Annotated in this window: 2 protein-coding genes; both read left to right on the forward strand. The window is 55.7% G+C overall.

Features of this window, described 5'->3' with window-relative positions; genetic code table 11:
• On the forward strand, nt 1-788 hold a 788-nt coding region (gene repA, locus WBC85_RS15215), incomplete at its 5' end, for a plasmid partitioning protein RepA (RefSeq protein WP_424439129.1).
• Nucleotides 788-1,547 (forward strand): plasmid partitioning protein RepB (repB, locus tag WBC85_RS15220; protein ID WP_424439132.1); only part of this gene is annotated, 760 nt, incomplete at its 3' end. The genes repA and repB, both read left to right, overlap by 1 nt.

Below are 1,547 nucleotides of genomic sequence, written 5' to 3' on the forward strand. Positions count from 1 at the left end.
CCACAATTCACCTGGCCCACTATCTCGCACTTAATGGCTACCGAGTGCTTGCAGTCGATTTGGACCCGCAAGGGTCACTGACCTCAATGTGCGGCATCAACCCAGAAATCGAGTTTGACGGCCTCACTGTTTTTGACGCGATCCGCTATGATGATCCGGTGCCGTTTTCTGACGTCGTCATGCCCACATACTTTCCGGGACTGTCGCTTGCTCCGGCACGCCTCCTCCTGTCCGAATTCGAGACTGAATCAGCGGTAAACTCAAATCCTGACCAGCCCTTCTTCTTGCGCATTCGCAATGCATTGGCCCAGGTTGAGGATCAGTACGACATCGTCTTGATGGACAGCCCTCCACAGCTGGGCTTCCTGACGATCTCCGGCATGGCCGCCGCGACGTCCCTTATCGTCCCTCTCACACCCTCAATGCTCGACGTGTCATCCACGGCCCAGTTTCTTGAGCTTGCCGGTGCCTACATGGGTGTCATCGAGGATGCGGGTGCCGAGCTTCAGTATGATCACTTCAAGTTTCTGATTACCCGCGACGAGCCAACAGATGTGCCGTCGCAACAGTTAACCTCGTTCATGCGCGCGCTCTTTTTGGACCGCGTCATGACAGCCACTGCGCTCAAAAGCACCGCAATCAGCGATGCCACGATGCTCAAACAATCAATCTACGAGGTCGTACGCTCCGAGATGACACGGGCGACCTATGACCGCGCCAAGCAATCAATGGATGCTATTGGCAGCGAGGTTGAAGCAATGATTCACCAAGCATGGGGGCGTAGCTGATGGCACGTAAATCACTTCAGGATCTAAGCGGCATTGCCAAGACGATTGCCAATTCCAGCCCGCAACCCAAAGATCGAACCGCCAAACCCGCAGCACCCGCCTTGGGTGCCCTGCAGGGGTCGCTGTCAGCCATTCGCGAGCTTGACCCATCGCTCATTGATGACTGGGGACCCAAAGATCGCCTTGATGGGTTTACAGCTGTAAACTCTGAAGATGATGGCGACGGCTTTGAAACCCTCAAATCCAGCATCAAAGACGGCGGCCAACAGGTTCCCATTTTGGTTCGCAGGGCAGGGACCGAGGGCCGGTTTGAGATCATCTATGGCCGCCGAAGATTGCGCGCCTGCCGAGAACTCGACCTGAAAGTCCGCGCCAATGTTCAGGACCTCGATGACGCCACAGCTCTTCTCGCTAAAGGCCTTGAGAATGCGGCACGTCGCAACCTGTCGTTTTACGAAAAGGCGCGGTTTGCTGCCGTCATACGGGCGGCTGGTCACGATACCAAAACCATCCGCCAAGTTCTCAGCCTGTCCGCGTCTGGGCTATCCCACCTGACCAAGGTCACGGACAATATCCCTGACGATGTTGGTGACCAAATTGGAGCCGCTCCTAAGTCTGGCCGCCCAAAATGGACCGCCTTGGCCGAAGCCTTCGCGTCCAAGAAGGTAAATGCATCATCATCCTTCGCAATCCTGTCAAAGTTGAACGCCGAGCTATCGTCAGATGACCGCCTTGAGCAGCTAATGAGAGAGATTACAC

The sequence above is a fragment of the Planktotalea sp. genome, assembly GCF_049680325.1.
In the GTDB taxonomy this organism is placed as follows: Bacteria; Pseudomonadota; Alphaproteobacteria; order Rhodobacterales; family Rhodobacteraceae; genus Planktotalea.